This is a genomic window from Paraburkholderia aromaticivorans (genome assembly GCF_012689525.1).
GTDB lineage: Bacteria > Pseudomonadota > Gammaproteobacteria > Burkholderiales > Burkholderiaceae > Paraburkholderia > Paraburkholderia aromaticivorans_A.
On the sequence record NZ_CP051516.1, the window covers coordinates 1,614,479 to 1,635,431 of the forward strand.

Genomic DNA, 20,953 nt, shown 5'->3' on the forward strand with positions numbered 1-20,953 from the left:
ACCCCGTTCGCGGGACGGGTCGCTGGGGTTTTCCCTCGTGAAATCGCCTTGACAGGGGCAACTCGGCATCCGATTATTTGCTCTCACGTCGAACATTTGCTCACTATCGCATTTTCGGGCGCCAACCAATGCTGTAAAGGCATCACGCGCGTGGCGCGCGCTTACGCCGGAAATCGATAAATAATGAAGTCGAGATGCGGCGCCGGGCTTTTCCGTGAGCGGCAAAGTGAGCGGGACGTTTCCAACCCTCGCAAAACTGCGATGAGGGCAACCAGGAGGGCAATGTTATGGCCGGAGAACTTCAGGGCAAGGTCGCTGTTGTGACTGGCGCTGCTTCAGGGATAGGTTTGGCGAGCACCCAGGCGATGTTGACTGCCGGTGCTCGCGTCGTGCTGGTCGACCGCGATGAGGCGGCATTGAGGTCAATCTGTGGCGAGCTCGGCGACGCGGCCATTCCTTTAGTCGTGGATTTGCTCGATCCAGCAGCCTGCTCGGCGCTCGTACCTCGTGTGCTGGACATCACTGGGCAAATCGACATACTGCACGCGAACGCTGGCACCTATGTGGGTGGCGAGTTGGTCGAGTCAGACACTGCAGCGATTGACCGGATGCTGAATCTCAACGTCAATGTCGTGATGAAAAACGTTCACGACGTGCTGCCCCACATGATTGCCCGCCGAACCGGCGATATAGTCGTGACGAGCTCTCTGGCGGCCCACTTCCCGACGCCGTGGGAGCCGGTCTATGCTTCGTCCAAGTGGGCGATTAACTGCTTTGTCCAGACGGTGCGGCGCCAGGTTTTTAAACACGGGCTCCGCGTCGGCTCTGTGTCGCCCGGCCCAGTCATCAGCGCATTACTTGCCGATTGGCCAGAAGAAAAACTGAAAGAAGCCAAAGAATCCGGAAGCCTGATTGAGGCTAGTGAGGTCGCGGACGTAATCATGTTCATGCTGACGCGGCAACGCGGCCTGACGATTCGAGACGTGGTCTTGATGCCTACCAACTTCGACCTATAGGTGACTCAGGCCGGCCTCATCCAAGGTATCAGCGATGTTTCTTGGCATTGACCTCGGCACGACCGAATTGAAGGTCCTCTTGCTGTCAAGCGATGGAAGTATCGTCGGGACCGCTCATCATCCGTTGGGAATCTCACGGCCGAGACATCGATGGTCAGAGCAAGACCCGGAAGATTGGTGGCGAGCTACAAAAATTGCGCTATCTACGCTGCGCGCTAACCATCACCAAGCGTTTGCCTGCGTACATGCCATCGGTCTGTCGGGGCAGATGCACGGTGCCATCTTGCTCAACGCGAATGACGAACCGCTGCGCCCCGCGATACTTTGGAACGATATGCGCAGCGCCAACGAATGCGCAGAACTCGAGGCACGCGCACCGAGACTGCGCGAGATAACAGGCAACTGCGCGATGCCGGGACTAACGGCACCAAAGTTGTTATGGCTGGCGCGGCATGAGCCGGAGTGTTTTCGACAGTTGTCATGCGTCCTTCTTCCGAAAGACTATCTTCGTCTGCGCTTGACCGGCCTCAAGGCTACGGATGCGTCGGATGCGTCGGGAACACTTTGGCTAGACGTCGGACGCCGGCAGTGGTCCGACGAGCTTCTACATGCATGTGACATGACCTGCACGCAGGTTCCTCCGATTGTGGAAGGTTGCCAGGCAACAGGCGTTGTGCTCGCAAGTGTCGCTAGCGAGCTTGGTTTGCCCGCAAACGTACTTGTCGCGGCGGGCGGAGGTGATACTGCGACGAGTGCGCTCGGCGTGGGCGCAGCAGAAGCGGGAGAGGGCTTTCTGTCGCTCGGTACGTCGGGAGTGCTGTCCGTAATCACCGAGCACTTTCGGCCGAGCCCGGAACTAGGACTTCACGCGCTGTGCCATGCGATTCCAGACAGATGGCACCGAACAAGCGTCGTGTTGTCTGCGGCTAGCTGTGTCCGTTGGCTTTGCAAGCTGACTTCGGCTGACGAAACTACTTTGTTAGCCGAGGTCGAGAGTGTCAGCGCGAGCGCTCGCGCTAAAGCGCCATTGTTCCTGCCGTATCTTTCCGGCGAACGGACGCCTCACAATGACCCATATGCACAAGGCGTGTTCTGCGGCTTCAGTCAATCAACGGACCGTGCGACGCTTGCCTATTCCCTGCTTGAGGGCGTCACGTTTGCCTTTTCCGATGGACTCGATGCCCTGCGTGCGGATGGCACCCAGGAAACATCGGTGAATCTTGTAGGCGGAGGCGCACGCAGCACCTTTTGGGCACAATTGCTCGTCGACGCACTCGGGATAACCTTACGCCGTCCGTTAGATACACAATGCGTCGCTGCGCTCGGCGCCGCCCGTCTAGGCTGGCTCGCCGCTGGCGGTGACTTTCCGGTTGTCGTCCGTACGCAGTCGCTATCGCAAGAGTTCTTCCCTGACGACGAACGGCGTCAAATACTCCTGGAGCGGTTGGCGTCATACAGATTTCTGTACAGGCAGATGCGACCGCTTTTCCCGAGATGATCTTTGGTTCCCGGGCGTTAAAGCGCTTCCGGTTAGCTTGGTTTCGTGCTGTCGGTCGGTCTGCGACACGGGCTGTCGAAAGCGAAGCGGGATAGCTGTCGGGTCAGTCGGGGCCGGCAACGTCGCTAAAGCTCAATCCCGCGGCGACTGTCGAACGCTTTTACTCCCTCGCGTTGCACACCTCGACAAGGCACACCATTTGCTGACCTTGAACCATTGATCAGCATTCCGTACACGTTCAGAACGATAGTCCAGAGCGCGTCACAGGTGCCGCGTTCTCCACAGCAACAGCGACTACGCTTTTACGCGCTTTCGAACTGCGCGCGTAACCACTGGCTTCTGAAGGAGCGCGCATTGCTGAATCACGCTCTGGAGATGATCCGGACCGGCAGTGATGGCGCCAAGTAGCATCATCACAACGAAGTCGATCAACTTCGGTATCGCCACTTTCGTGTCCGCGCGCGGTGCGCGGTTCGCCAGGATCAGCGTGGCGAGACCGTGTTCCATACTCCACGCGGTATGGGTCACGAGCTTGAGATCGGAGTGGGCCCAGCCACTCTCGATAGCCAGCGCCTCGATCGTCTCGGAAAACAACCCAAAAGACCTGTTACTTTCCTCGGCGAGTTCTGGATACGCCTGATGCGCCACGATGCGTGGCCCGATCATCAGACTGAACAGCCCATTGTGGCGCTGCGCGAACTCAACATACGCCCGCATCATCCGGTACGCTTTGGCAAGCGCCGTATCCTCGCTGTCACGGATAGCAACGCGCAGCGCAGCGAGGTCACGATAACCGCTCGCCGCGATCGTGGCCAGCAGTTCGTCGATACCCGCAAAATGTCGCGAGGGCGCGGCTTCTGACACGCCCACCATGCGCGCGAGGTAACGCAGGCTCAAGTCTTGTGCCGATACCTCCATGAGCGCGCTGCGCCCCGCTTCGATGAGCGCGTTGCGCAGATTGCCGTGGTGGTAATCCGCATTCTTCGCGATAGATGACTTGGGACTCACGTGACCTTCGTTCGAGGAGCAAAACAAGGAAATGATTATAAATTCTGCGCAGAGAGGCACGCAATATCGCGGATCACGCGCCAAACGAGCGCGTGTCGCTACACGCATTCTAGCGGTTCAGTTGCGCGGCGGGGCGTCGGAATATATCGCAGGCCGGGCTGCTCAGAGATGCGCAGTGCCGGAGCGGCTTTTCGGTGCACAACGCGGGCACTTGCCACGAGCACCTGCCGCGCCCACGTCGGCATCGACTAATCACGTTGCGCTTCGAACCGGTATATCTCCAACGCGCGATTGCCTCCTGACAATGCGCTGCACGCCGAACAGAAGAACAACGACGCCAAGTGCCTGGACACAGGCCACCATGATGAATCCACTCGCATAAGTTCCCGTTGCGTCGCGAACATACCCGATCAGAAAGGGCGTAACGAAGCCGGCGACATTGGCGACGGAACTGATTAACGGCACGCCAACCACCAGCGACTTACCGCTGAGCAGGCCGACAGACATCTGCCAGAAGAGCGTTATACCAGCCCCCGTTCCCGCGAAGCCAAGAACAAGCAGGAAGAAAGTCGCGGTGGCACTACTGTGCCAAACAAAGACGAGCGCCGAGAGGCTTGCCGCGGTGAAGAGCGACGCCAGCGCACAGAAGAGCCGGCGGCGATGCGGGGCGCCCCCGATGCTGCAGATGAGCACATTGCCCAGTGCTCCCAGAATGCAGGCGCCGGCAACTGCACGGCCAATCTCTTTGTACCCGCCGAATCCCGCCTCACGAAGTATCGTCGGGGAGAAGAAAAACAGTGCCGCCGTGGCGGCAAGAAGGCAGAAGTAGGCGGCGCTCAGGATCCAGACAGCGGGGTTGAGTAGCAGCGGACGCTCGTCTACGCCGATGTCATCCATCGTTTCGGCATTCTTCCTGAGATCGTCCTCAATGAGCTTACGCTGTCGCGCCGAAAGCCACTTTGCGCCGCCGGGCAGATCCGGCAGTATCACGAACGCGACGCACGCCAGCACGATCGTAGGGATAGCCTGAGTGAAGAACATCCATCGCCAGCCCTGAAAGCCGGCCAGGCCGTTTAATTGATCGAGCACGAATCCCCCTGTCAAGCCAATCGCGACCGGCGAGAAGAGCGACCCTGAGTGGAAGATGCTGAAATTACGGGTACGCCTTTTCCCCGGGAACCACGCATTGAAGTACAACACAACGCCTGGGTAGAAACCGGCCTCGAACACACCGAGCAGGAACCTGAACGCGTAGAACGTCGGTGCGCTATTAACGAACGTCATCGCAACGCTTGTCATGCCCCAGCCGCCGGCGATGCCGGCAAGCACGGCGCGTGCACCGAACTTCCTTTGCAACAGGGTCGTAGGCACGCCGAACAGCACATAGCCGACGAAGAAGAGCCCGGCGCCCAATCCATATACCGTTTCGCTGAATCGCAGATCCACGACCATCTGCAACTTCGCAAAAGCAACGTTGGAACGACCGACCCACGCCAGCATCCATAAGCCAAACAGTATCGGCAGTATCCTCCATTGCGCCGAAGCGTAGGCCTTCCGCAAGAGGGCGTTGTCATCCGACGATGACCCGTCTACACAGGCTTGCTTCACCACTTCCATTCGGTCCTCCGACGTGTTGTATTGATACCGGTAATACAAGGTGGACTGCTGCTATCAAAGGTCGCCGGTCACAAAAGTTGGGGTTCACCATATCGACGCCGGCTATGCCCGCCAACTTTATGCTTCGGCTTTGCAGCGTGGCGCGCAGGGAGATGTCGATTGCTGCCGAGGTTGGGTGAGAAGCCGACGTAAGTTGTTCCGCAAGCGGCGGCGCGTCAATCGATGCACATCGAGAACAGCATCACCGATACGCACACCGATTCGCGGCATCAGGATTGCCTCTGTACGAAATACACTGAGAGCGCGCCGCGACACGTGGAGGCGTTTAGTCGGACCGTGCTTCCGCAAGAACAGGGGCGTCGATCTCCTTCGCGGACAGTGGGGGCCCGCCGACCAGAATGCCGGCGTCGACCGCCTTGCGGATTTCGACATCCGCCAGGCCCACTTCGCGGAACACCTGCTCGTTGTGTTCGCCGCGAAACGCCGGCGCGCTGCGCATTCCAAGCTCGTCGTCGGAAAAGTGCCATGGATAGCCATGGATGAGATACGAGCCGCCACGGCGATCCGGGATCTCGTGCACCGCACCCCACTGCTTGGCCCAATCGGTCCCGGCGAATTCCTTCAGCGTACGGATCTGGCCCATCGCGATCTTGGCCTCGTCGAGCTGCGCATCGAGCGTCTTGAGATCGCGGAATGACAGCATCCACGTCTGGATCACAGCATGCAGTGCGCTGTAATTCTGCAGGCGGCGCTCGGCGGTAATGAAGCGCGGATCCTGTGCAAGGTCCATACGGCGCATGGCGCGCAAATAGTTCGGAAACGTATTGCTGCCCACGATGCTTTGCGCCGCCACGAACTCTTCGCCGCCGGGGCCAACGAAATGCGGGCCGTCGGCGGCACCGAGGATGCCTGGCTCGGCGCCCGTATCGATGCCCGCGAGATCAAGGTGAGCGCGTTCGTTGATCGATAGCATCACGGCCGCCATCGCGACGTCGATGTATTGGCCGCGTCCGGTTACTTCACGTTTGCGCACCGCCGCGAGCACGGCGATCGTCGCTTGCAGGCCCGCGTAGACGTCCGCGTGCGACAGGGGATCGGTCCACCTGCGGCCGTCGCCCGCGCTGTCGAAATGGCGCAGCGTGTTGTGCGTGAATCCCGTTTCGGCCTGCACAGTCGGCGCGTAGGCCATGCGCGACGCCCAGCTGCCGCGCTGACCATAGCCTGTAATCGATACGTAGACCAGTTTTGGATTGCGCCGGGAGAGCGTGTCGTAGTCGAGTCCGAACCCCTTGAGCGTGCCGGCCCGAAAATTTTCGACGATGATGTCCGCCTCGTCGCACAGGCGTAGCACGAGCTCGCGTGCGTGCGGTGCGTTCAGATCGATGCTGACGTTGCGCTTGCCGCTATTCTGCTGCGCGTAGTAGCCGGACATGCCGTCGCGATTCGGGAACGCAGCTCGCGACACATCGGGCCGCGGCGGCTCGATCTTGATCACGTCTGCACCGAGATCCGCAAGCGTCCGGGCGCACAGCGGACCCGCTAGCACCCGCGAAAAATCGACGACCTTCAGTCCTTCGAGCGGTCCGGCCATGTCAGTTCCCTTGGAAAATGGCGGTACCCGGGCCAGCCTTATCGAAGGCCTCCAGTCCACGTTTGAGATCCTGCGACGCCCAGATCGGCTTTTGCAGTTCCAGCATCGCTTCGTCGGCGGCAGCGACCCCCTCGTTGACTGCGACTCGCACGAGCTGCTTGGTCGCGGCATGCGCGATGGTCGGCCCGGCCGCCAGTTCCTGCGCAACCGACAGCGCGACTTCATCGAGTTTGTCGTCGGGCACAACGAGATTGATCAGGCCCCAGCGTTCGAGTGTGGCCGCGTCGTAACGACGACCGAGCAACGCGAGTTCTTTCGCACGTGCTGGACCGGCTCGCATCACCTGACGCTGGATGCCACCGAGTAACGGATGCAAGCCAAGTGCGACCTCGACCGAACCGATCTTGGCCGATTCGGCGACAACGCTGAAGTCGCAGGCGAGCGCCACTTCGAAGCCACCGCCGAGGCATGTACCGTTCACCGCGACGACGATCGGGATAGGTAGTGTCTCGAAGCCGCGAAGCACCTCAAGCGGATCCATCAGCGCTTTGCCTTGCCTGGCGATGCGATCCGGAAAAAGCGACACTTCGGCACCGGCCGAGAAGTGCCGCAGACCGCTGCGCAGCAGGATGGCGCGCGAGCCGCGTTTCACCGCCGCGTCGAATTCATCGAGTAGCGCGCGATACAGCGTCGGACCCATCAGGTTATGTGGGCGACGATTCATCGTAAGAACCGTTACATGACCTTTGAGTTCACTCAGAACAATTGCTTCGTCCATTTTTGCTCCATTTCGTCAGGTTCAGACGTTTTTCAATTTATATGTTAACAAGCATAACATATGAGTGAGGTAGGGATACCAGCGTCTCCTTCGAAGAACAAAGCTGAGCGGGGAGGGGCGGCCTGGCTGCCTCGACGTTCCCGGCCGCCAGGTTCTGAAGAGACGTCACACTGATGGAATGCTGGCTGCTCCATCGTGAAGAGCGCCCGCGCTGTCATGCAATACGGGCGGCGGCCTTGGTAGCCTCCTGAAAGTGTCTCAGTCGTCGACACCTGCGACGACGCGCGCGTCCCTTTCGGCTCCGTCCCCGAGTACAGCCAGCGCTTTCTCATAAGCCTCACTCTGAAACGTGGCAAGAGCCTGTTCGAAGCTCGGGAATTCGACCACGACGGTCCGTTCCTTGAGACCCGCCTGGAACGCAACGACCTCGCCGCCTCGCACCAGGAATTTTCCGCCCGCCGCTTTCACCACCTGTGTCGCGAGGACGCCGTACGCCGCGAGCTTGCTTGCGTCATGGACCGCTCGATACGCTGCCACCCAATATCCCTTTGCCATTTCGCTACCTCAGTTGAAAAGTACGTGACTATAGTAACGCCGTTAACATCAATATCAATGAGGGTTATTCCTGGTCAAAAAAAGGTGACCGGAGGAGGTGATAACGGTGTTAACATAAATTGATGCGATGACTCAGTGCCAACCTTTCCGCGGAGAACCTCATGCCGTACACGACTATCAATCCTGCTACCGGCGAACTGCTCGCCACCTATGACGACATATCCGACGCGTTGCTCGAAGCGAAGCTCGCTGCCGCGCAGCGCGCTTTTGAAACTGACTGGCGCCGCCGTCCAGTTAGCGACCGGGCGCGCATTGTGTCGCGGGCGGCTGCGCTGTTACGGGAAAAAGCCGACGAATACGCGGGCTACCTGACGCTGGAGATGGGCAAACGCGTCGGCGAAGCGCGCAAGGAAGTGGAATCGGCGGCGAGTATTCTCGACTACTACGCAAAGCATGCGCAGGCCTATCTGCAACCGCGCCCGCTCGCGGAAGCGCCCGGCGCAGCCGTGCACATCGAACCAATCGGCGTGCTCTTCGGCATCGAGCCGTGGAATTTTCCGTACTACCAGATTGCGCGTGTAGCCGGGCCGCAACTGATGGTGGGCAACGTCCTGCTGCTCAAGCATGCGGAAAGCGTGCCGCAATCGGCGTTGGCTTTCGCTCGACTGTTCGAGGAGGCAGGCGCACCCGAAGGCGTATATACGAATCTGTTTATCTCGATCGAGCAGGCCGGCCGTGTCATCGACGACCCGCGCGTCCAGGGCGTGACCCTGACGGGCAGCGAGCGCGCCGGCGCCGCCGTCGCCGAGCGTGCCGGCCGCAATCTGAAGAAGGTCGTGCTCGAACTGGGCGGCAGCGACCCGCTCATCGTGCTCGAGGATGCGCCGCTCGACTGGGCGATCCAAAGCGCGGTCGCGGGCCGCATGCTCAACGCGGGGCAATGCTGCGTGGGTTCCAAGCGCATCATCGTGGTTGGCAAGCCGCGCGGGGACGCCTTCCTAGAAGGCTTCGCGAAGCGGATGGCAGCGCTCGAGACGGGCGATCCAGCCGATCCGGCGACCGCCGTCGCTCCGCTTTCGTCCGAGCGCGCGTTGATGCTGCTGCTTGAGCAGATCGATCGCGCGGCTTCGCACGGTGCACGCATCGTGTGTGGCGGCACGCGCGTCGAGCGCCCAGGCTTTTACTTGCAACCGACTGTTCTGACCGACATCTCGCCACAAAATCCGGTCTTCGCCGAAGAACTGTTCGGGCCGGTCGCCGCGTTCCACGTCGTCGAGGACGAAGCTGCCGCGATTGCGCTCGCCAACGGCACGCCGTACGGTCTCGGTGCGTCGGTGTTCACCGCGGATACCGAACGCGGCGAGCGGGTCGCCGCGCAGATCGACAGCGGCATGGTGTTCATCAATCAGCCGTTCGGCACGGCGGCGGAACTGCCGTTCGGTGGCGTCAAGCGTTCAGGTTTCGGCCGGGAGCTTTCTCAGTTGGGCTTCGACGAATTTGTCAACAAAAAGCTGATCAGGGTCGCCCCCGTCGGGGCGGCACCGTTCGGCCCCGCGCGGGTCGCCTGAACGTACCTCGGCGCGCCGTCCACTCTTTGTCATGTCCGTCGACGGGCGCCCGACGCTGGTCACATGGCAAGGCGCGCGATTGTGGCGCTTGATTCTTTTTTCCTTTGAACGAACCCTATGACAAGCAAGACGATTATCAGTTGTGCAATCACTGGAAGCGACGATACGCCGCGGCTGAGCTCTGCCGTGCCCGTGACGCCCGAGCAAATCGCCAATGAGGCTATTGCTGCATGTGAAGCCGGTGCGAGCATCGCACACATTCACGTACGGGACCCCAGGACTGGCGTTCCGAGCACTGAGTTGTCGCTCTACAGAGAAGTCGTTTCGCGTATCCGCGATAGTGGGTGCCCGATATTGATCAATCTGACGACGGGCCCAGGTGCACGTTTCGTTCCCAGCGACGAAGACCCGAACCGGGGGAGTGAATTGAGTACGATGATGACGCCTGAGGCCCGCGTCCAGCATGTGCTCGAGTTGCGTCCGGAAATCTGCACGCTGGACGTAGCGACCATGAACTTCGGCAATCGCGCATTCGTCAACGTACCCGACCATCTCGTCAAAATGGCAACCTTGATCGAGGAAGCCGGTGTGAAGCCGGAAATCGAGGTATTCGATCTCGGGCATGTGCGCCTCGCGCGCCACCTGATCGAAACGCAGGGGATTTTGCAGGCGCCGCTGTTCCAGTTATGTCTTGGCGTGCCATGGGGAGCGTCCGCCGACACCGAGAGCCTTCTTCAGATGAAGCGCTATCTGCCCGAGAACGCCCATTGGTCGGCGTTCGGCATCTCGCGCGCGCAATTTCCGATGGTGGCGCAAAGCGTGATTCTCGGCGGACATGTCCGCGTCGGTCTCGAGGACAATCTTTATCTTGCCAAAGGCGAACTGGCGCCAGGCAACGCAGCGCTGGTCAAACGTGCGGTCAGTATCGTTAAAAGCATCGGCGCAGACGTGGCAACGCCTGACGAGGCTCGCAGCATACTCGGCCTTCCCCGTCGCCAATAGAACGGGTGGAGAGGTTTTAACCGGTAGCCTATTCTTGGGCTATCTACACCGCCGCCTCATTCATGTCTGGTTCATCCTGTTCCTGCAAGGAGACCTGGGTGTTCTGACATAAGAAACGCGGCATCTATCGATGCATGGAGACAAAAATGCCTTTGTGGAATATCTATCATCCGGTCGGCGCCTACACGGCAGATGACAAGCAGGAGATGGCAAAGCGAATCACCGACATTTACATCATTCCTCCCTTTTACGTAGGCGTTCTGTTTCATGAACAGCCGAAAGACTCCTTCTACATGGGGGGCGTGCCGCGAGGCGACTTCGTCAGAATCAGACTGGACCATTTCGCCAGACACATCGCCAAGGACGTCGAGTGGACGGCGTCCTGGCTGCTCAAGGCGAACGCTGCGATCGCGCCATTTGTCCAGGATCGAGGCTACCACTACGAGTTGCATGTTGGCGAAACGCCGCAAGAACTGTGGTTGATCGACAATATTCGACCACCTCGGCCTGATACGGAAGCTGAGAAGAAATGGAAGCTTGAAAACCGGGCGTCGCCCTATGATCCGAGCGAAGGTTGAATCGATCAGTCACGTCTGAAACGACTCGGAAGTTGAACTCAACCGACTGCGGTGAAAGCCGGGCTTTCGCCGCAGTATTTCCCCATCTTCTGGCTGCCCGTCTCCCGAAAGTATCATTTCACAATAAAGCGGAGACGTGTTTGGTGGCGCGTATCTTTCCATCGTTATCCGTAGCGATTTTCAGGCCCACGCAGCGTGCCGGAGAAATCGCCACGCCTTGCTATTACCCCGCTTTTACTTTCCGCCGCTGGCGTGCTGGCGTTGGATGGACGACGGGTGGCGCGCGAGCGAGGTCACCTTCATCGTCATATACGGAAACAGCGGCAGACCGGAGAGGATGGTGTGTAGTTCGTCATGCGAATCGACATCGAAAACGCTGTAGTTCGCATACTCACCGACAACGCGATGGAGTTGCTGCCACTTGCCCTGGTGCTGGAGCTCTTGTGAGTACGCTTTTTCTCGTGCCTTGATTTCGTCAGCCTGAGCCACCGGCATATCGTGTGGCAGGTGTACATCCATTCTTACGAGATATAGCATGTGTTTCTCATTCAAAAAAGTAGGGGTCTCTCAGGTCCGCCAGCACAATAGTCGTAATGGGTCGATGTGCCCGGTGCTGGATTGACTTTGCGCTCAGCTATTTTTGTCGCGACGATAGAAAGCGAGCTTCTCTTCATCGATATGCAAGCCCAGACCGGGCCCTTCTGGCAGATGAAGGTCGAAGTCCCGATACTGGGGGCGCGCAGTGACGATGTCGTCCTTCAACAGGAGCGGTCCGAATAGTTCGGTACCCCAGGCAAGTTGGGGGAGAGCGCTGAATCCGTGTGCCGATGCAATTGACCCAATGCTGCCTTCGAGCATCGTGCCGCCATACAGGGACACGCCGGCTGCATCCGCAATGGCGGCTGTACGCATCATTCCGTAGATTCCGCCGGACTTCGCAATCTTCAGCGCAAAGACGTCCGCACAGGCGCCGCGCACAAGTTCAAGGGCATCCTCCGGGCCTGTCACTGCTTCGTCGGCCATGATAGGTACGATGAAACGCGATGCAAGTCTCGCGAGTGCTCCGCGCTGCTCTCGCGGAGTGGGTTGCTCGATGAGGTCAATGCCGGCAGCTTCAAGCGCTTCGATTCCCAGCGCTGCGTCAACCTCGTTCCATGCCTGATTCACGTCGACGGTGACTTTGGCACGGTCGCCGAGCGCGGCTTTGATTTTCGACACGTGCGCTACGTCATCACGCACGCTACGTCGGCCAATCTTCAGCTTGAAAGTATTGTGGCGACGTTCGGCGAGCAGCGTTTCTGCTTCATCGATGTCGCGTTGGGTATCGCCGCTTGCGAGCGTCCACAGGACCGGAAGCGTCTTGCGGACAGCGCCGCCAAGAAGCGTCGAAACGGGAACGCCCAGGCGCTTGCCCTGAGCGTCCAGCAAAGCCGTCTCAATTGCGCACTTGGCGAACCGGTTGCCCCGAGCAACCTTGTTCAGCTTGAGCATTGCGTCGTTGATGTTGGTCGCGTCTTGCCCAACAATCGCCGGTGCAAGATAAGTGTCGATGGTCAGCTTGATGCCTTCGGGGCTCTCGTCGCCGTACGACAGACCGCCAATCGTGGTCGCTTCGCCTAGGCCCTCGATACCATCGCTCGAGCGCAGACGGACGATCACTAAGGTTTGTTGCTGCATCGTCGCCATGGCTAGCTGATGCGCGCGAATGGTTGGGAGGTCAACCAGAATCGCTTCGACAGAGGTGATTTGGGCGTTCATACCTGGAATGTTGGAGTGGAGGGGTTGCTGAAGTATTGCGTGCCCAATAACCGCCTGTCCAACACCGTCGACGTCTAGTGCCATACCTCCGGGGTATAGCGGGTATCACCGCCCCGAATCGTTACGGGGCGCAAAGGTTATCTTTTCCTCCTCGTACAGCCGATAGATGAGTTCAAGCATTTCCCGAATGTCGCGCGACTCGTCGAGCGCACGCATGCTCATGATGATTGGGGAAACCAGAGTGGGGTCGTCCAGTTCCTTGTAACTTACGTCGTCTCGCTTCAGGCCGTACACACTACTCGGAACGACGGAAATTCCTTCCCCCGCTGCGACGAGGCCTAGCGCAATCTGCAACTCCCGTACTTCATAGATCCGGCGAGGCTTGAGGCCGCGGTCTTCGAATGCCGACAGCACCTGGTCTGCATAACTGGGGCGCGGCGCCTTAGGGAAAATAATCAGCGTTTCGTTGACCAGGTCGCTGAGAGCGAGGACGGGCTTGGCTAGTGAGAGTGGATGGCCCTCCGGGAGGGCAACAATCATCTTCTCCTCGCGAAGAATCACCCGACGGATGTTCGCGTCCTCGTGCCGAATACGGCCAAACCCGACATCGATCTGACCGTCCTTTAGCGCTCGAATCTGGTCCATCGTCGACATCTCGTGGAGGCTGAGTTCGACGGTCGTGTTTTCATCGCGGAAGCGCCGGATGATTTTGGGCAGCATTCCATACAACGTCGAGCCCACGAATCCAACAGAGAGGCTGCGCTCTATGTTGCCCACGCGCCGCGTCATTGATTCGAGTTCGGACGTTTGGGCCAGCAACTGGACGGCATGAGCATAGAAGAACTTACCCGTCTCGGTGAGCTTCAACGGGCGCGAGTCGCGCTGGAATAGCTGCACCTCAAGAATCTCTTCGAGCTGCTGAATCTGACGGCTCAAAGGCGGTTGCGCCATGTTCAGTCGCTGTGCCGCGCGCGTGAAATTGCGTTCCTCGGCCACGGCGACGAAATAGCGAAGATGCCGCAGTTCCATTTCAATACCTCATGGATATAGACCGATACTAAATCAGTGTTGGACGAGGCCTTCCGACGTCCATTATTCTGCATTCACACTCTGTTTCAGCACCCATTATACCTCTCAGGCATATTCAAGCAGGCGCTAAACCAAGGGTTTACCCCATCAGAAAATAGAGATTCAGGAGCAGACATGAGCGTCAAAGTGTTCGATACGAAGGAAGTGCAAGACCTGCTGAAGGCTGCTACCAACGTGGGTAGCCAGGACGGCGGTGCTCGCGCAAAAGAGATTGTCAATCGTCTGCTGGGCGACCTGTTCAAGGCCATCGACGACCTCGACATAACGCCCGACGAAATCTGGGCTGGCGTCCACTACTTCAACAAGCTCGGCCAGGACGGCGAAGCCGCGCTGCTGGCTGCGGGTCTCGGTCTGGAGAAATACCTCGACATCCGCATGGACGCGGAAGACAAAGCGGCTGAAATTACCGGCGGCACGCCGCGTACCATCGAGGGTCCGCTGTATGTCGCCGGTGCGCCCGTGCGCGATGGCGTGTCGAAAATCGATATCAATCCGGACGAAGATGCCGGCCCACTGGTTATCCGCGGCACGGTAACCGGCCCGGATGGCAAGCCCGTAGCAGGGGCGTTGGTCGAATGCTGGCACGCCAATTCGAAAGGCTTCTATTCGCACTTCGACCCGACCGGCGCACAGAGCGAGTTCAATCTGCGCGGAGCGGTCAGCACCGGCTCCGACGGCAAGTACGAGTTCCGTACGCTCATGCCGGTCGGCTATGGCTGTCCGCCGCATGGCGCGACCCAGCAACTGCTGGACGTGCTCGGCCGCCATGGCAACCGCCCGGCGCACGTGCACTTCTTCGTCTCCTCCGACAAGTCCCGCAAGCTGACGACGCAAATCAACATCGAGGGTGATCCGTTGATCTGGGACGACTTCGCTTACGCCACCCGCGAGGATCTGATTCCCCACGTGGTTGAAAAGACCGGCGGCACTGCGCTGGGAATGAAGACCGATGCGTATAAGGAAATCGCGTTCGACATCGAGTTGACTCCGCTGATTCAGGGCAAGGATAACCAGCTCGTGCATCGCCTGCGTGTGTCTGCTACCGCCTAACTTCTGAACGCGGCCGCTGCGTCGTAGCACTGCTGCCGCTCAATCCTTCGCAAGAATCTTTCGACACTGATGCGCGTGCCCCATGACCTGGAGCACGCGTAGGAGAGCACTCATGTCTGCAACTATCGACAAAGCCTCGCAACTCGATGAACTGCTGCACACCGCGGTTCAGGACGACAAGCAAAACGGTGTATTCCGTTGCCGCCGCGACATCTTCACGAACGCTGAATTGTTCGAGCTCGAAATGAAGCACATTTTCGAGAGCAACTGGGTCTATCTCGCGCATGAAAGCCAGATTCCCAACAACAACGACTACTACACCACCTGGATTGGCCGCCAGCCTATCGTGGTAACTCGCGACAAAAGCGGCGAACTGCACGCGGTCATCAATGCCTGCGCGCACAAAGGCGCGATGCTGTGCCGTAAAAAGCACGGCAACAAAGGCACCTTCACGTGTCCGTTCCACGGCTGGAGCTTCGCCAACACCGGCAAGCTGCTGAAAGTGAAAGATGTGAAGACCACCGAATACCCGGTGCAATTCAATACCAACGGCTCGCATGACCTGAAAAAAGTCGCACGCTTCCAGAGCTATCGCGGCTTCCTGTTCGGCACGCTCAACGCCGACGCGATTCCACTGGAGGACTACCTCGGCGAGACCAGGGTCATCATCGACCAGATCGTCGACCAGGCCCCGGACGGGCTGGAAGTGTTGCGCGGCAATTCATCGTACGTCTACGACGGCAACTGGAAGATGCAGATGGAGAACGGCTGCGACGGCTACCACGTCAGCACCGTGCACTGGAACTACGCTGCGACGATGGACCGGCGCAAGGTCGAGGGCACCAAGGCCGTGGATGCGAACAGCTGGAGCAAGTCGGTAGCCGGCGTGTACGGGTTCGAGCACGGCCACATCCTGCTGTGGACCAAGACGATGAACCCGGAAGTGCGACCGGTCTATCAATACCGGGACGAAATCAAGGCACGTGTGGGCGAGGTGAAGGCAGACTTCATCGTCAACCAGACCCGGAATCTTTGTCTGTATCCGAACGTGTTCCTGATGGACCAGTTCAGCACGCAGATTCGCGTCGTCCGTCCGATCAGCGTGGACAAGACCGAAGTCAGCATCTTCTGTTTCGCGCCGAAGGGCGAGAGCGCAGCCGACCGGGCTACCCGCATCCGCCAGTACGAAGACTTCTTTAACGTCTCGGGCATGGGCACCGCGGATGACCTCGAAGAATTCCGTGCCTGCCAGGCGGGCTATGCCGGCACCACTGCAATGTGGAACGACCTGTCGCGCGGCGCGCCGCTGTGGGTCGAAGGGGCCGACACGAATGCAAAAAATATGGGTCTGAAGCCACTCATTTCTGGCGAGCGCAGTGAAGACGAGGGCCTGTTTGTGTGTCAGCACGAGTACTGGGTCCATGTGATGCGCGACGCACTCAAAAAGGAACAAGGGGAGGCCCTGGCATGAGCTTCGATCACCAGAAAATTTGCGCCGTGCTGTTCCGTGAAGCGCGCCTGCTCGACGACCGTCAATGGGACGACTGGCTTGCCTGCTATACCGAGGACGTCACGTACTGGATGCCGGCGTGGGATGACGATGATCAGCTCACCGACGACCACGAGAGTCAGATTTCGCTGATGTATTACCCGGACCGTGGCGGCCTGGAAGACCGTGTGTTCCGCATCAAGACCGAGCGCAGCAGTGCCTCGATGCCTGAACCGCGAACCAGTCACAACGTCACCAATGTGGAAGTGCTGGCCGAGCGCGAGAGCGAAGTGGACGTGCGCTACAACTTCAACACGCTCAGCCACCGTTACAGAACCACCGACCAGTTTTTCGGCACGATGTTCGTCACTCTGCGCAAGGTCAACGATGAACTGTTGATTTGCTACAAGCGCATCGTGTTGAAGGACGACTACATCCGCCAGGTACTCGACGTCTATCACGTTTGAGCGCAATCACCGCGGAAATGAGAAGTACAGGAGGCAAGATGTCCAGCTACAACATTGCACTGAATTTTGAAGACGGCGTGACCCGCTTCGTTACCTGCAAGGCGGGCGAAAAGGTGCTCGACGCCGCCTTTCGCGCAAAAATCAACCTGCCGATGGATTGCTCCGATGGCGTGTGCGGTACCTGCAAGTGCCGCGCCGAGAGCGGAAGCTACGACCTGGGCGACGATTACATCGAAGATGCGCTGACCGAGGATGAGAAGGAGGGCGGTCTCGTGCTCACCTGCCAGATGGTGCCAGAAAGCGATTGTGTCATTGCGGTGCCGGCATCTTCCACTGCATGCAAGACTGAGCAAAGCAAGTTCGCCGCGACCGTATCGAAGGTCGAGGCGCACAACGATGCGGCCATCGTGCTCGAACTGGATGTGGAGGCGGCCGCGCCGGTATTCCTGCCCGGCCAGTATGTCAACATCGACGTTCCTGGCAGCGGTCAGCACCGTTCATATTCTTTTTCTTCGGCACCGGGCGAATCGAAAATCAGTTTTCTGATCAAGAAAATTTCTGGTGGTGTGATGAGCACCTGGCTCGAATCCGCGCAGGCAGGCAACAAGGTGGAGTTGACCGGACCGCTCGGCAGCTTCTATCTGCGCGCGGTTGAGCGGCCGTTGCTGTTCCTCGCGGGCGGCACGGGCCTCGCACCGTTCCTGTCGATGCTTGAAGTGCTGGCTCGCACGAATTCGCAGCAAAAAGTGCATCTGATTTACGGCGTAACGCGAGACCTCGACCTCGTGCAGGTCGATGCAATCGAAACCTACGTGGCGAAGTTGCCGAATTTCACTTACAGCACCGTCGTGGCCGACACGGAGTCGACCCATCCTCGCAAGGGTTGGGTGACGCAGCATATGCCGGCGGAGGCCGTCAATGATGGTGACGTGGACGTGTACCTGTGCGGGCCACCGCCGATGGTCGATGCAGTGCGTAAGCATTTCGACGACAACGGTGTGAAGCCCAACAGCTTCCACTATGAGAAGTTCACCGCTAACGCAGCACCGAGGGCAGCATGAGCACGCAACGATTCGCTGGCAAGGTCATGGTGGTCACCGGCGCCGCGCAGGGCATCGGTCGCGCGGTAGCGCTTCGCGCAGCCGCCGAAGGCGGCAAGGTGCTGTTCGTGGACCGCGCCGACTTCGTGTCGGAAGTCGCCGCCGAAGCGCACGGCGCGGAAACAGCAGGGTTTGTCGCTGACCTTGAGACGTACGATGGCGCTGCGTCGGCGATGGCCTTCGCCGCGCGCACCTTTGGCGGCATCGACATTCTGGTCAATGGCGTGGGTGGCGCGATTCGCATGCGTCCGTTCGCCCAGTTCGAGCCCGCACAGATCGATGCGGAAATCCGTCGCTCCCTCATGCCGACGCTGTACGCCTGCCATGCAGTCCTGCCGTACCTGCTCAAGCGCGGAGGCGGGACTATCGTGAACGTGTCCTCGAATGCCACTCGCGGTATCCGCCGCGTTCCGTATTCGGCGGCGAAGGGCGGTGTCAACGCGATGACGCAGTCGCTGGCGATGGAATACGCGGAGCACAACATCCGCGTGGTCGCCACCGCGCCGGGTGGGACTGATGCGCCTCCGCGACGTGTCCCGCGTAACTCGGTCGGCGATAGCGAGCAGGAAAAAATCTGGATGGGCGAAGCGGTTAAGCAGGTCACTGAATCGACCTTCTTTAAACGCTACGGCAGCATCGACGAGCAGGCCGCGCCGATTCTGTTCCTCGCGTCGGACGAGGCGGGTTATATCACCGGCACTGTGTTGCCAGTAGCAGGCGGCGACACGGGCTGATTCGATACTCTTTCCAGCCAACTGGCTCACACAACTAAGAAGACCGGCGGCGGGAAGAGCCTCACTAACGCTTACGGCGGATGGAGGCTCGATTCATGAGCACGGCGTTCAACCGGCATACGTGGAAGCATTTCGACTACGACTTGAACTCCACAGTTCGTTTGGCGCGCTCGTCGACGGACAGCGAGAACACGTCGGGCCGCGAGTAATGGCCCACGACGTCGAAGTCATATCGTGCGCGGACGAGTTCATCGGTGTCGATTTCAGCGACCACTAATCCGGTCTCGCCACGGAGCGGACCTGCCAGAACTTCGCCCAAAGGGCCCACGATGAGGCTGCCACCGTTGATAAGTGGCCGGTTTTCGTCCCACCCCGGCACTTCTATGCCGAGTTGTGCCGGCGAAGCTTGCACCTGACATGCGCTGATAACGAAGCACCTGCCTTCGTGAGCGATATGCCGCATCGAGCACTGCCAGATGTCTCGCTCGTCCACCGTTGGCGCACACCAAACTTGCACACCCTTCGCATACATCGCCGTGCGCAGGAGCGGCATGTGATTTTCCCAGCAGATTGCCGTCCCGGCCACGCCGGCTTCGGTCTTCACGACAGGCAAGGTCGATCCGTCGCCTTGTCCCCAGATGAGTCGCTCCGTGCCCGTCGGCATCAGCTTACGGTGTTTCGCCACCAGGCCGTCGTCAGGGTTGAAGAACAACGCGGTGCAGTAGAGCGTGTTGCCCCCTCGTTCGATCACGCCGATGACGATCGAAGCGCCGCACCTGGCCGAAAGATCAGCGAGCGCTTGAGTTTCCTCGCCAGGCACGTCGATGGCGTTGTCGTAGTACCGCGCGAATGCCTCGCGACCTTCCGGCAACCGATAGCCAAGACGAGTCCCGAAAATTTCACCCTTAGGGTAGCCGCCCAACAACGCCTCAGGCATGACCACGAGCTTGGCGCCGGAGGCGCGAATCTGCTCTTCGAAAGAAAGGATGTGCTGCAGGGTCTGGGCTTTTCCTGCTGCAGAGGAACCGATTTGCAGCGCGGCGACTGTTGACGTGGACATGGCGTTTTCCTTGAGGAACGTTGATGCTGCATCTTTACGCGGATGTAAAATCGTGTGAACGCATATCGCCACTATCTGATATGAACGAAATCGATATCGATGCTGTCGACCTGAACCTCTTCAAGGTCTTTGAAGCTTTGTTCGAGGAAGGGGGCGCGAGCCGGGCTGCAATTCGCCTCAATCTGACCCAATCCGCAGTGAGTGCGGCGCTCGGACGGCTGCGCGAAGTGTTCTCCGACACTCTGTTCGTGCGTACTGGACGGGGCCTTGCGCCGACATCCCGTGCAAAAGAGCTGAAACCGCTGGTGAGCGAAGCGCTCGGCAAATGCCGTCAGACCGTCGCTATTGCCTGGCCCGATGCGACCTCGTTTCATGGCCGCTCAGTTTCGATCGGGCTGTCCGATGACTTTGAGATTGCGGTGGGGCGACAGTTGATTGAACGCCTGGCGCAGAGCGCACCGGCACTGAGGCTCATCTTCCGGCAAACCCATAGTCAGATTGTCGGCGACGCGCTGGCAAATCGCGAAATGGACCTCGCGTTGTTCGCGGATGCATCGTCCGGCCGAGGGCTCAACCAGCGGGTTGTGGGCGAAGGAGATTACGCATGTCTGCTGGATGAGAAACGTCGCGCGGCGTCTACTCTGACGCTGGATGAATACGTGTCGCGAGGACACATTCTCGTCTCTTCGGGCGGGGTAGTAGGGATCGTGGATGAGGGGCTGTCGGCACTCGGTCGACGGCGTAACGTCATCGCCTCAACGACCCATTTTGCTTCCCTGCCGCATCTGCTGAAGGGCTCCCGCGCGGTCGCGACCATTCCGAGGCATGCGGCGCTGGCGATTTCCAGACTGACCGGGCTGACGCTTGTCGAGTGCCCGGTAAAACTCCCGATTTACCCGATCGTACTTGCATGGCGGACTAGCTCGATGCGCGATTCCGCGGTGGTCAAGGTCCGGTCCGCGATTCAGGAAAGCTTTCCTCTCACCATCTGATGC

Annotated in this window: 20 protein-coding genes; 11 read left to right on the forward strand and 9 right to left on the reverse strand. The window is 59.4% G+C overall.

Features of this window, described 5'->3' with window-relative positions; all coding sequences use genetic code 11:
- Window positions 1-287 precede the first annotated feature (287 nt).
- Together HF916_RS35125 and xylB are read left to right on the forward strand one after the other, a co-directional pair.
- Entirely contained in the window at window positions 288-1,016 is a 729-nt protein-coding gene (locus tag HF916_RS35125) for an SDR family oxidoreductase (RefSeq protein ID WP_168793399.1), read from the forward strand.
- A 34-nt stretch (window positions 1,017-1,050) separates the two neighbouring features.
- Complete coding sequence (gene xylB / locus HF916_RS35130) at window positions 1,051-2,514, forward strand: xylulokinase (protein WP_168793400.1); 1,464 nt, start codon at window positions 1,051-1,053, stop codon at window positions 2,512-2,514.
- A gap of 294 nt (window positions 2,515-2,808) precedes the next feature.
- Here xylB and HF916_RS35135 read toward each other — a convergent pair whose 3' ends face one another.
- The 5 genes from HF916_RS35135 to HF916_RS35155 all read right to left on the reverse strand — a co-directional run bounded on the left by HF916_RS35135 (window position 2,809) and on the right by HF916_RS35155 (window position 8,063).
- Complete coding sequence (locus HF916_RS35135; RefSeq protein ID WP_240975810.1) at window positions 2,809-3,606, reverse strand: TetR/AcrR family transcriptional regulator; 798 nt, start codon at window positions 3,604-3,606, stop codon at window positions 2,809-2,811.
- 168 nt (window positions 3,607-3,774) lie between these two features.
- Window positions 3,775-5,139, reverse strand: coding sequence for an MFS transporter (locus HF916_RS35140; RefSeq protein ID WP_168793402.1), 1,365 nt, complete (start codon window positions 5,137-5,139; stop codon window positions 3,775-3,777).
- 325 nt (window positions 5,140-5,464) lie between these two features.
- A complete protein-coding gene (locus tag HF916_RS35145; RefSeq protein WP_168793403.1) occupies window positions 5,465-6,730 on the reverse strand; it encodes a CaiB/BaiF CoA transferase family protein in 1,266 nt (421 codons plus the stop codon).
- Between the two features lies 1 nt (window position 6,731).
- Entirely contained in the window at window positions 6,732-7,508 is a 777-nt protein-coding gene (locus HF916_RS35150) for an enoyl-CoA hydratase/isomerase family protein (RefSeq protein ID WP_168793404.1), read from the reverse strand.
- Window positions 7,509-7,766: 258 nt separating this feature from the next.
- Complete coding sequence (locus tag HF916_RS35155; RefSeq protein WP_168793405.1) at window positions 7,767-8,063, reverse strand: DUF1330 domain-containing protein; 297 nt, start codon at window positions 8,061-8,063, stop codon at window positions 7,767-7,769.
- A gap of 161 nt (window positions 8,064-8,224) precedes the next feature.
- On the opposite strand from HF916_RS35155, the gene HF916_RS35160 reads away from it, so the two are divergent.
- The 3 genes from HF916_RS35160 (at window position 8,225) to HF916_RS35170 (ending at window position 11,211) form a co-directional block, all read left to right on the forward strand.
- Window positions 8,225-9,631: an NAD-dependent succinate-semialdehyde dehydrogenase gene (locus tag HF916_RS35160; RefSeq protein ID WP_168793406.1), complete on the forward strand. Its 1,407-nt coding sequence runs from the start codon at window positions 8,225-8,227 to the stop codon at window positions 9,629-9,631.
- Window positions 9,632-9,748: 117 nt separating this feature from the next.
- A complete protein-coding gene (locus tag HF916_RS35165) occupies window positions 9,749-10,633 on the forward strand; it encodes a 3-keto-5-aminohexanoate cleavage protein (protein WP_168793407.1) in 885 nt (294 codons plus the stop codon).
- A 146-nt stretch (window positions 10,634-10,779) separates the two neighbouring features.
- Window positions 10,780-11,211: a tautomerase family protein gene (locus HF916_RS35170; RefSeq protein ID WP_168793408.1), complete on the forward strand. Its 432-nt coding sequence runs from the start codon at window positions 10,780-10,782 to the stop codon at window positions 11,209-11,211.
- 234 nt (window positions 11,212-11,445) lie between these two features.
- Here the strand turns inward: HF916_RS35170 and catC are convergent, their stop codons facing one another.
- The 3 genes from catC to HF916_RS35185 all read right to left on the reverse strand — a co-directional run bounded on the left by catC (window position 11,446) and on the right by HF916_RS35185 (window position 13,998).
- Window positions 11,446-11,748 (reverse strand): muconolactone Delta-isomerase, encoded by a 303-nt coding sequence (gene catC / locus HF916_RS35175; RefSeq protein ID WP_168793409.1) that lies wholly within the window; start codon window positions 11,746-11,748, stop codon window positions 11,446-11,448.
- Window positions 11,749-11,841: 93 nt separating this feature from the next.
- Window positions 11,842-12,969, reverse strand: coding sequence for a muconate/chloromuconate family cycloisomerase (locus tag HF916_RS35180; protein WP_168793410.1), 1,128 nt, complete (start codon window positions 12,967-12,969; stop codon window positions 11,842-11,844).
- Window positions 12,970-13,074: 105 nt separating this feature from the next.
- Entirely contained in the window at window positions 13,075-13,998 is a 924-nt protein-coding gene (locus HF916_RS35185) for a LysR family transcriptional regulator (RefSeq protein WP_168793411.1), read from the reverse strand.
- A gap of 174 nt (window positions 13,999-14,172) precedes the next feature.
- Here HF916_RS35185 and catA point away from each other — a divergent pair, with 174 nt between their 5' ends.
- The 5 genes from catA to benD all read left to right on the forward strand — a co-directional run bounded on the left by catA (window position 14,173) and on the right by benD (window position 18,898).
- Window positions 14,173-15,108 (forward strand): catechol 1,2-dioxygenase, encoded by a 936-nt coding sequence (gene catA / locus HF916_RS35190; protein ID WP_168793412.1) that lies wholly within the window; start codon window positions 14,173-14,175, stop codon window positions 15,106-15,108.
- Window positions 15,109-15,220: 112 nt separating this feature from the next.
- Entirely contained in the window at window positions 15,221-16,579 is a 1,359-nt protein-coding gene (locus HF916_RS35195; RefSeq protein WP_168787392.1) for a Rieske 2Fe-2S domain-containing protein, read from the forward strand.
- The gene (gene benB, locus HF916_RS35200) at window positions 16,576-17,064 is read left to right on the forward strand and encodes a benzoate 1,2-dioxygenase small subunit (RefSeq protein WP_168787393.1); all 489 of its coding nucleotides are present in this window, start codon (window positions 16,576-16,578) and stop codon (window positions 17,062-17,064) included. The genes HF916_RS35195 and benB overlap by 4 nt, the downstream gene beginning before the upstream one ends.
- A gap of 38 nt (window positions 17,065-17,102) precedes the next feature.
- The gene (benC, locus tag HF916_RS35205) at window positions 17,103-18,125 is read left to right on the forward strand and encodes a benzoate 1,2-dioxygenase electron transfer component BenC (protein WP_168793413.1); all 1,023 of its coding nucleotides are present in this window, start codon (window positions 17,103-17,105) and stop codon (window positions 18,123-18,125) included.
- Window positions 18,122-18,898, forward strand: a complete 777-nt coding sequence (benD, locus tag HF916_RS35210; protein ID WP_168793414.1) for a benzoate diol dehydrogenase BenD — start codon at window positions 18,122-18,124, stop codon at window positions 18,896-18,898. Before benC ends, benD begins: the two co-directional genes overlap by 4 nt.
- 136 nt (window positions 18,899-19,034) lie before the next feature.
- Here the strand turns inward: benD and HF916_RS35215 are convergent, their stop codons facing one another.
- Window positions 19,035-19,958, reverse strand: a complete 924-nt coding sequence (locus HF916_RS35215; RefSeq protein WP_168793415.1) for a carbon-nitrogen hydrolase family protein — start codon at window positions 19,956-19,958, stop codon at window positions 19,035-19,037.
- Window positions 19,959-20,038: 80 nt separating this feature from the next.
- Between HF916_RS35215 and HF916_RS35220 the strand changes: the two genes are divergently transcribed.
- Entirely contained in the window at window positions 20,039-20,950 is a 912-nt protein-coding gene (locus HF916_RS35220; RefSeq protein WP_168795756.1) for a LysR family transcriptional regulator, read from the forward strand.
- Window positions 20,951-20,953: the final 3 nt, after the last annotated feature.

Excerpts from the sequence above, each read along its gene's own strand:
- HF916_RS35125 (WP_168793399.1), top strand. The coding sequence starts at position 288 with ATGGCCGGAGAACTTCAGGGCAAGGTCGCTGTTGTGACTGGCGCTGCT.
- xylB (WP_168793400.1), top strand. The coding sequence starts at position 1,051 with ATGTTTCTTGGCATTGACCTCGGCACGACCGAATTGAAGGTCCTCTTG.
- HF916_RS35140 (WP_168793402.1), bottom strand. The coding sequence starts at position 5,139 with ATGGAAGTGGTGAAGCAAGCCTGTGTAGACGGGTCATCGTCGGATGAC.
- HF916_RS35145 (WP_168793403.1), bottom strand. The coding sequence starts at position 6,730 with ATGGCCGGACCGCTCGAAGGACTGAAGGTCGTCGATTTTTCGCGGGTG.
- HF916_RS35150 (WP_168793404.1), bottom strand. The coding sequence starts at position 7,508 with ATGGACGAAGCAATTGTTCTGAGTGAACTCAAAGGTCATGTAACGGTT.
- HF916_RS35155 (WP_168793405.1), bottom strand. The coding sequence starts at position 8,063 with ATGGCAAAGGGATATTGGGTGGCAGCGTATCGAGCGGTCCATGACGCA.
- HF916_RS35160 (WP_168793406.1), top strand. The coding sequence starts at position 8,225 with ATGCCGTACACGACTATCAATCCTGCTACCGGCGAACTGCTCGCCACC.
- HF916_RS35165 (WP_168793407.1), top strand. The coding sequence starts at position 9,749 with ATGACAAGCAAGACGATTATCAGTTGTGCAATCACTGGAAGCGACGAT.
- HF916_RS35170 (WP_168793408.1), top strand. The coding sequence starts at position 10,780 with ATGCCTTTGTGGAATATCTATCATCCGGTCGGCGCCTACACGGCAGAT.
- catC (WP_168793409.1), bottom strand. The coding sequence starts at position 11,748 with ATGCTATATCTCGTAAGAATGGATGTACACCTGCCACACGATATGCCG.
- HF916_RS35180 (WP_168793410.1), bottom strand. The coding sequence starts at position 12,969 with ATGAACGCCCAAATCACCTCTGTCGAAGCGATTCTGGTTGACCTCCCA.
- HF916_RS35185 (WP_168793411.1), bottom strand. The coding sequence starts at position 13,998 with ATGGAACTGCGGCATCTTCGCTATTTCGTCGCCGTGGCCGAGGAACGC.
- catA (WP_168793412.1), top strand. The coding sequence starts at position 14,173 with ATGAGCGTCAAAGTGTTCGATACGAAGGAAGTGCAAGACCTGCTGAAG.
- HF916_RS35195 (WP_168787392.1), top strand. The coding sequence starts at position 15,221 with ATGTCTGCAACTATCGACAAAGCCTCGCAACTCGATGAACTGCTGCAC.
- benB (WP_168787393.1), top strand. The coding sequence starts at position 16,576 with ATGAGCTTCGATCACCAGAAAATTTGCGCCGTGCTGTTCCGTGAAGCG.
- benC (WP_168793413.1), top strand. The coding sequence starts at position 17,103 with ATGTCCAGCTACAACATTGCACTGAATTTTGAAGACGGCGTGACCCGC.
- benD (WP_168793414.1), top strand. The coding sequence starts at position 18,122 with ATGAGCACGCAACGATTCGCTGGCAAGGTCATGGTGGTCACCGGCGCC.
- HF916_RS35215 (WP_168793415.1), bottom strand. The coding sequence starts at position 19,958 with ATGTCCACGTCAACAGTCGCCGCGCTGCAAATCGGTTCCTCTGCAGCA.
- HF916_RS35220 (WP_168795756.1), top strand. The coding sequence starts at position 20,039 with ATGAACGAAATCGATATCGATGCTGTCGACCTGAACCTCTTCAAGGTC.